Annotated in this window: 5 protein-coding genes; all 5 read right to left on the bottom strand. The window is 62.6% G+C overall.

The window, feature by feature from the left end:
• Positions 1-119 precede the first annotated feature (119 nt).
• Positions 120-944, bottom strand: coding sequence for a DUF7504 family protein (locus AB7C87_RS12135; protein ID WP_369729726.1), 825 nt, complete (start codon positions 942-944; stop codon positions 120-122).
• Positions 945-1069: 125 nt separating this feature from the next.
• On the bottom strand, positions 1070-2329 hold the full coding sequence (locus AB7C87_RS12130) for a HEAT repeat domain-containing protein (protein ID WP_369729725.1): 1260 nt from the start codon (positions 2327-2329) through the stop codon (positions 1070-1072).
• Between the two features lie 304 nt (positions 2330-2633).
• Entirely contained in the window at positions 2634-3293 is a 660-nt protein-coding gene (locus AB7C87_RS12125; RefSeq protein ID WP_369729724.1) for an HTH domain-containing protein, read from the bottom strand.
• A 264-nt stretch (positions 3294-3557) separates the two neighbouring features.
• A complete protein-coding gene (gene gatE / locus AB7C87_RS12120) occupies positions 3558-5432 on the bottom strand; it encodes a Glu-tRNA(Gln) amidotransferase subunit GatE (protein ID WP_369729723.1) in 1875 nt (624 codons plus the stop codon).
• Positions 5433-5643: 211 nt separating this feature from the next.
• Positions 5644-8298 carry a PAS domain S-box protein gene (locus AB7C87_RS12115; protein ID WP_369729722.1) on the bottom strand — a complete coding sequence of 885 codons (2655 nt, stop codon included), beginning with the start codon at positions 8296-8298 and terminating at the stop codon, positions 5644-5646.
• Positions 8299-8460: the final 162 nt, after the last annotated feature.

The raw sequence follows: 8460 nt of genomic DNA, 5'->3' as shown, positions 1-8460 counted from the left end.
CTCTCGAGTGACGGCTAACTGACGTCTCGATCTCTCGAGTGACGGCTAACTGACGTCTCGATCTCTCGAGTGACGGCTAACTGACGTCTCGATCTCTCGAGTGACGGCCGGTGGTCCGATCACTGCTCGAGAACGAACCGCTTTCCCGTCGCGGATATCCTGAGATCGAACAGTTCGCCGATGAGGTTTATCGTCGGTTTCGAACGGGCTTGTGAGTTACAGTAGTAGTGTGAGAGCGCGCCGGCGCTTTCGATCCGCGTGTTGAGCAGATGGATGAACCGGAACACTTGCTCAAGTTCGTACTTGTCGATGATTTCCGAGAGGATGTCGAACTCGACGGCGATGTCTACGTCCGGCCGCTCGTGTTCGGCGATCACGCGCGAGATCGTTTCACCGAGTCCTGCGATCCCGAGGCCCTTGTCCAGTTGAACGACCTCGAGTGGGATCGACGCGATATCCACGCCCTCGACGTCGGTCAGCGGGTCCGCCTTCGTCGTGACGACGATCGTTTTCGACGGCCACTCCTCGAGACGACGCTCGAGCAACTCCAGTCGCTCGGAGACGTTCATCGTCACCAGTATCGCGACGTCGCTGGGTGTAGTGAAGTGTGCTCGAGCGTTGTTCGCCCCGTCGCTTTCAGAGGGGGCAAGCACCAACACGTTGCCGGTTCCGTCGATCTCGTCGGCGACGTGGGTTCCGGTCTGCAGGAGTTGTTTCGCGTGTCCGAACAGGTGGCTCCTGAACGTCTGAACGGCGGCCGACTTGTCGTGGTCGAGTCCCCTATCATCACAGTACGGACAGCTCCAACTCACCTGGAACCCTTCTTTCGAGAGATGCTGGCGATGGTGGTCGACGAGGTGGTCCTGTACCGCAGTGCGTATCTCCCTCCCGTCCGAGGACCAGACGGCAAACTCACAACGTCGACATCGCCAGTTGTACACCATGCGGCTCGAGTTTCACTCGTTCGTTCACGACGATATATATTATGGGCGTCAATCGGCGGCCGAGACGGTCGTCCCCGACTCGGAGCCGTCAACCAAAACCAGATGAACGGTACTCGGGAAGAGTGTTACTCGTCCCGAAGATCCGACGGCTCGCCGCGCTTTTTTCGGGTGTAATCGGCCGGGTCGCTCACGTAGGTAAACTCGACGGAGTTCGTGACCGCCTCGCGTGACGGACTAGATTTGACCCGCTCGAGGACGAATTCGGCTCGGCGTTTCGTCGCCGAACCGTCCGGTTCGTCGCGGACCAATCGACGCAACCGTGACTCGAGCGACGGGTCGCCGAGCTGGACCAGACCAGTCATGGCGAACTTCGCGGTGATCTCGTCGGAATCGTCGAGCGCGCGGAGCAACCACTCCTGGACGTCCTCGCGGTGTTCGTCGTCGGCGATTCGTCCCAGCAACCACGTCCCGTTTCGTCGGACGTACTGCGGCGCGTTTCCAGCCAGTATCGCTCCCAGCTGTTCGACGAGCGACGTCGTATCTCCCTGCGAGAGTTCGTCGGAGACGGCCTCACGAAGTTCGTGACTCCGGTCCGGCGGCGCGTTCGCGAGCAACTCGAGTAGCGACCGTGCGGCCGTTCGTCGGACCAGTTCGCTGGGATCCTCGAGCGAATCGACGAGGATCGGAACGGGCTCCAGATTCCCGAACCGTCCGAGCTCGCCGACCGCGATGACCTGAACCGATTCTGTCGAGGAGCGAGCGGCCGGCGCCAGCGCCTCGAGTGCGTCTTCCGTCCCGATCTCTGCGAGCGCGGTCGCCGCCGCCCGCCTGACCTGCTCGCTTCGGTCCTCGAGTCGTCCCTCGAGGACGTCCACAGCCCGCGGATCGGCGATCGTGCCACAGGCCCGAACGGCGCGCGTTCGAACCCGGAGATCCGAGTCCGTACAGGCCCCCAGAAGATCGGGAATCGCTCTCTCGTCGCCGATCCGTCCGAGTGCGGCGGCCGCGAGCATTCGGAACTCGGGATACTCCGCCTCGAGCCAGTCGGTCGTCCGGTCGATCCCGACCCAGTCGGGAACGTCGTCGATGCGCTCCCCCGCGAGGTCCGCGATGAGTTGGCCCAAGCTGTCCTCGTCTCGAAGGTAGATCGCGTCGATCGCCGACGCGCGTACCGAATCGTTCTCGTCGTGTCTGGCCGTTCGGAGGAGTGCGCGGAGAACGCGTTCTCGAGCGTCGTCGCTCTTGCTCGAGGCCAGGCCGCCGAGAATTTCGGCCGCTCGGTACCTGATGATCGGCTTCTCGGACCCCGTCAGATACTCGATTAGTTTCAACTCCTCGGAATTGCGCGCGAGTTCGTACAGAAACGTCGGATCTTCCTCTGGCATTCGATCGATCATCGGCCGGCAGGCCGGTCACTCCATCCCGATGGGTTCACGACGATCACCCCTTTCCCCGTCGTACACACCACATCTCGTGAAGGTTTTACACACAAAGATATGTGTTCGCTTACATAATTGTTTTGATTACGACTACGGATCGGCGTGATCGGGCGGGCCTGTAGAATCAAACGCCCCTCTGGGCGATAAGATTTAGTGTGTTCGCTGATGTATCAGATGGGATGAATCGAACTTTCCGGCGGACGCGACGTCGACCGCAAAACTGAACGGCTCTCGAAGGAGGGGCGGCGATTCATCGGGGATCGTTGATCGGAGCACTTCTCGCTCTGGTGTCGGCCACGGAGTCCGCCGACTGCACTGGGTCGGCGACGTACTCGCCGGATGGGGTCGACGCACCGACCCATCCGCAGTCCGAACAGGCGAACAGGCCCTGTCCGTCGATCAACTCGCCGCCACAATCGGGGCAGGTATCGTCGCTCGACAGTTCCCGAGCGGCGGGTTCGGCCCCGAGCGGCGTCGGACGCTCGCCCGTTCGCAACGCCGCGATCACTTCGTCGGTCGTGTACGTCTCCTCATCCTCCGAGTGGGGGAACACCCCGACGAGTTGCTCGTCGACGTACACCTCGAGACAGAGCAGTGGCGTGACGAGCAGTTCCGTCGTCTTCCCGGTGATCTGTGACGTGCTGGTCCGTTCGCGAAACGGCGGCTGAACGCTCACGCCTCGGCGTTTGGCCCACCGCTCGAACCGTTCGAACGTCTCGAGTACTTCTCCGTGTGGGGTCTCGGACGACCGCGTCACTTCTTTTGGCCAACTCCGGAGCAAGAGATCGTCGATCGTTCCCTCCGACTCACAGGCCTGGAGGGTCTCGATCTGTCTGTCGACCGGCTCGAGAAGTAACGGCGCACGAACGTAACACACTGCAGTCACGTGATTTCGTTTCTCATCGCTCATCGTTTCACCTTGGTCGGGTGGGCAACGTCCGGTGTAATAAACGTACTGTCGGCCGTACCGATTGCGTCTACCAGACGTACCGGACCGTCGTCTCGACTGATCGGACGACGTTCGTCGAGTCGAATCGACGCCACGATCCGGGTAGAATCGACGCTATGACCGTTACAATCGCGACACGATCGGTTAGAGCCGCCGACCGGTTCGGCCCCGCCTCTAAACTGGTTGGGCCGGCTTCAAGACCGGTCAGGCCCGCTTCTGGACCAGTCAGGCCCGCTTCTGGATCTCTTCGCGGAGCAACTGGCTCACGAGGTCGCCGTCGGCCTTTCCGCGAAGCGCTCCCATACACTCGCCCATGAGACCGGAAAACGCCTGCATCCCTTCCGATTCGACCTGGCTCTCGTTGCGCTCGACGACCTCGACGACCGTCTCGCGGACGGCCTCCTCGTCGGCCCCACCCAGACCCGCGTCGTCGGCCGCCTCCTCTGGCGTTCGATCGGGATCCTCGGCGAGCGCCGCGAGCAGATCACCGACGCCCTCGTTGGGCAGATCGCCGTCTTCGGCCATCCCGAGTACTCCATCCAGATGCCCATTGGTCAGGTTCTCGACCGGGACGTCGTCTCGTCTGAGTTCGGTCAACGTCGACTCGAGGGTCGTTGCGGCGAGCGTCGGATCGATCCCGTCCGAAACGAGGTCCTCGTACAGTGGCATGTACTTCCCGTAGGCGACCTGTTCGGCCAGTCCCTCGCCGAGGTCGTACTCGTCCTGGTAGCGTTCGACCTTCTCGGTGAGCAGTTCGGGTTCGGGCACGTCGCTCGGGTCCGGCTCGACCGGTGGAACGTCCGTCTCGGGGTACATCCGCGCCGCGCCGGGAAGCGGACGCAGGTACCGGGTCGTTCCGTCGTCGTTCGCACCGCGGGTTTCCTCCGGTACGCCCTCGAGTGCCGTCTCTGCGCGTTCGACGACGGCCTCGATGGCGGCCTCCGCGACCGCGGTTTCGTCCGCGACGATGGCGACGGCGTCCGCGGGACCCGCCCCGACCGCCTCCCGAAGATCACCAACTTCCGCTTCGGTGACGCCGTAAGCCGGCAACTCGTCGGTGTGGAAGATCCCGCCCGCGCCGTGGCGTTTCGCGTGATCCGAGAACTCCGTGCCCAGCCGGCGATCGGGTGCGATTTCCCGGCCGACCTGCCCGTCGAAGCCGTACAGCGAGACGCCCATCACGGACCCTCCGGAATCGAGCGCTCCCCGAATAACGCCGCTTTCGGTATCCTCGAAGACGTCGGTAACGTCCTCAGGGTCGCCGACAGACGCCTCGCGCTCCTCGAGTTCCGCGGCGATCTCGACGAGTTCGACCTGTCGGGCGGCCTCGTTGCGAACGATGTCGTCGATGTCGTCGAGACTCTGGACGCCCTTGATCTCGACGCGGGCGCCCTCCTCGATCGAGACGTTGACGTCCTGGCGAATCGTCCCGAGTCCGCGTTTGACCTTGCCCGTCGAGCGCAACAGCATCCCGATCCGTTCGGCGGCCTCGAGTGCCTGATCCGGCGTTCGTATGTCCGGGCTCGTGCCGATCTCGACCAGCGGAATGCCGAGGCGGTCGAGGCTGTAGCGCACCCCCGATTCGGTTTCCTCGACGCGCTGGGCGCTTTCTTCCTCGAGCAGGAGGTCCTCGATCCCCACCGGGCCAGCACTCGTTTCGATCTCACCGTCCGTCGCGATGAGACTCGAGCGCTGGAAGCCGGTCGTGTTCGAGCCGTCGACGACGATTTTGCGCATGACGTTTGCCTGGTCGACCGGCTCCATCGCCATGAGCTGGGCGACCTCGAGAGTCGTCTCGAGGGCCTCCTCGTCGAGTTCGTGGGGCGGTTCGTCGTCCTCCTCGACGAGGCAGGTGCTGTCGTAGGCGAGGTACTCGAACTCGCGGTCGACTTTGCTCTCCTCGACGGCGGCGGCGTCGAGTTCGCCCAGTTCGCTCCGGGTGGGGTGGAGATACCGGGTGAACGTCCGGGTCGCCTCCTCGGGTTCGCGGAGTTCGGTCGGACACTGACAGAACAGCTTCGTCGCCGTATCGAGTTGCTGGTGGATCTCGAGTCCGGCGACGAGTCCGAGCGCTTCGTAGTCGTACTCGGTCTCGGTCATTGGCGAGGACTCGGGGGCGGAAGGGTAAAAAACCGTCCAGTTGCGTTCGGGCGTGACGAGTACACTCTCTCACCCCGATCACGGACGAATTCCGATTCTCCCTGACCCGAGAGGCCCCTACCATCCCCCTCGAGCGGATACGCCGCTTGACCCTCGTGCAGGTACGATTCCCGACGCTCGTGGAGGGACGACTCCTACCCTCGAGTCTTCGCTATGGAGATGGAGCTTCCGCGGCCGAAAGCGTAAACGAGAACGTCGATCCCTCGCCGGGTTCGGAGTCGACCCACATCTCGCCACCGTGTCGTTCGACGATGCGTTGACAGAGCGCGAGCCCGATTCCCGTCCCCGAGTGTTTTTCGTGGCTGTGGAGTCGCTCGAAGACTTCGAATACGCGGTCCTGATCGTCCAGATCGATGCCGATTCCCTCGTCGTGGACCGAGAGTACCCACTCGTCGTCCCGTCGTTCGGCGCTGACGTGGACGCGAGGTGGCTGGTCCCCGCTGTACGTGATCGCGTTCAGCAGGAGATTTTGGAACACCTGTCGTAACTGGTCGGCGTCTCCCTCGATCCACGGAAGGGAATCAGCCGTAATCTCGGCGTTCGACTCCGCCATCTGGAGGTGAAGATCCGTGAGAACCTCTTCGAAGACGGTGTCGAGATCGGTCGGTTCGAGGGGACCACCCCGCGTCTCGACGCGAGAATACGTGAGTAATCCGTCGATCATTCTTCGCATTCGCTCTGCGCCGTCGACGGCGAACTCGAGGAACTCCTCGCCGTCGTCGTCGAGGTCGTCGCCGTAGCGCCGTTCGATGAGCTGCAGGTAACTCGAGACCATCCGCAACGGCTCCTGGAGATCGTGTGAGGCGGCGTAGGCGAACTGCTCGAGGCGTTCGTTCGACTCCTCGAGTTTCGCGATCGTCTCCTCGAGCTTTCGCTCGTACTCCCGGCGCTCGGTGATGTCCTGGCCCATCGTCATGCCGGCGAAGACGTCGCCGCGTTCGTCGGTGATCGCCACCGCGTGGATCTCCCACTCCCGACCGGCGTAGGTGTGCTCGACGGTCCTGTCTTCGCCTTCGAGCGCGGAGCGCAACGCCGGTCCGAGGATCTCAGCGGCCTCCTCCGGCCACACGTCACGGAGGTGTCTTCCCTCGAGGTCGTCGGGATCGACCGGGATTCGATCGAATCCACGCCCGGCCGCCAGCGTGTACTCGAGATCGTGATCGAACAGGGTAACAACTCCGTTCGGGAAGTGCTCGGCGAGGGTGCGGTAGCGCCGTTCCGATTCCTCGAGCGCCTGTTGTCGTTCGCGGCGTTCGGTAACGTCCCGAAAATAAACCGAGATACCGGTCTCTGAGGGGTAGAGGTTCGCTTCGATCCAAAATCCGAGCGTCTCGTAGTAGAGTTCGTAGCTGGTCGTCACCTGCTGTTCTCGTGCCGTCTGGAAGGCGTCCCAGACCTCGTCGATCTCGGCGGCGCTGGGGAATACGTCCCAGAGTCGCTCGCCGAGTAGCTCCTCCTCGGAGTGCTGGAGTAACTCTTCGGCGCGATCGTTGACGTGTGTAAACCGGAACTCCTCGTCGACCGCGTAGAACGCATCCGAGATCCGGCTGAGAATACGCTGGAGTTCGCCCTCGAGTTCTCGTTCTCGGTCGCGGCGAGCGGTTACGTCTCGGGTCACCTTCAGAAAGCCACGGTGGGTGCCGTCGTCGGCTCGAACCGGCGTGATCGTCACGTTCGCCCAGAACCGGGATCCATCCTCCCTGATTCGCCACCCCTCGTCTTCGGTGGAGCCGGTCTCGAGTGCCATCTCGAGGTTGCGTTCGGGGACTCCTCTCGATCGATCGTCCGCGGTGTAAAACTGCGAGAAGTGTTCGCCGAGGATTTCTTCGCGTTCGTATCCCTTGATCTGTCTCGCGCCCTCGTTCCAGCTGATGACGTTCCCGGCTGTATCCAGCCGAAAGATCGCGTACTCCTCGACGGTGTCGACCAGGGAGTGAAAGGCCTCTTCGCTCTCGCGTAGGGCGTCTTCGGACTGTTTCCGATCGGTAACGTCGTAGTAGAGTTCGACCCGCCCGCCGGCGAACTCGCCGGATTCGATCGGCTTGCTCTGGTACTCGAGCCAGCGTTCGTCGTGCTGGCCGTCGGTCCAGTCCGGAACCGCACACTCGAGGCGGTCGACGTACGTTCCCTCCGCGTACGTCTCGAGGAGGGTATCACCGAAGGAGTCCGGTTCCACGATTCGGTCCGCGAGCGTCTCCTCGATCACCGTCCGTTTGTCTCGGCCGATGGCTTGCTCCCACTCGAGATCGAGGAATGTCTCGATCGTCTCGTCGATCCATTCGATCTCGAACGTCTCGTCGAGGACGATAACGCCGATGTTGGCTTCGTCCAGTACGTTCGTGATCGAATCGTACGCCGCTCGCGGTGACTCGCGGATCCGAGTAGCCCCGTCCCCACCGGATCGCTCTCGAACCGTGGCAACTGCGCCCCGGAACTCGTCCTCGTCCTCGTCGCCGACCGGATTGACCCGAAGTTCGCAGGGAAGTCGTTCGTCGTCGGCGGTGAGAACGGCGAGTTCGAGCCGTTCGCTCCGTTCGCCGTCCGCGTAGCCTCCAGTCGAAACGATACGATCGATCGCCTCGCCGTTTTCGTCCGCGAGAATCTTCGAGACGTGTGTCCCCAGTAGCTCGTCGCGAACGTATCCCGTCATCTCGATGATTCGCTCGTTGACGGCCTCCAGGTGGCCTTCGGAATCGAGTTGAAAGATGCCGTCGTCGATCGCGTTTATTAGCGTCCGGTATCGCTCGAGCGTCACCTCGTCTGCCCCTTGGAACACCTCATCGGTGTTTTCCGAACGCGTGTCCATGGTCGATCAAGTCGGTCGTGATGGGGATAAGTCACTCGCCCAGATCACCGAACGAACGGGGCGTGATCGACGCGGGCAACCGTCGACGCGACCCCATCGCCGCCTACAATGCCAAGCTGTTTCTCACTTCGAGACGGTGTTCGACGACTCCGGGCTGTCACT

This window comes from Natrarchaeobius versutus, assembly GCF_041205745.1.
Taxonomy (GTDB): domain Archaea; phylum Halobacteriota; class Halobacteria; order Halobacteriales; family Natrialbaceae; genus Natrarchaeobius; species Natrarchaeobius versutus.
Note: the sequence above shows the minus strand (reverse complement) of the source record. Positions and strands in the feature narration are given on the sequence as shown.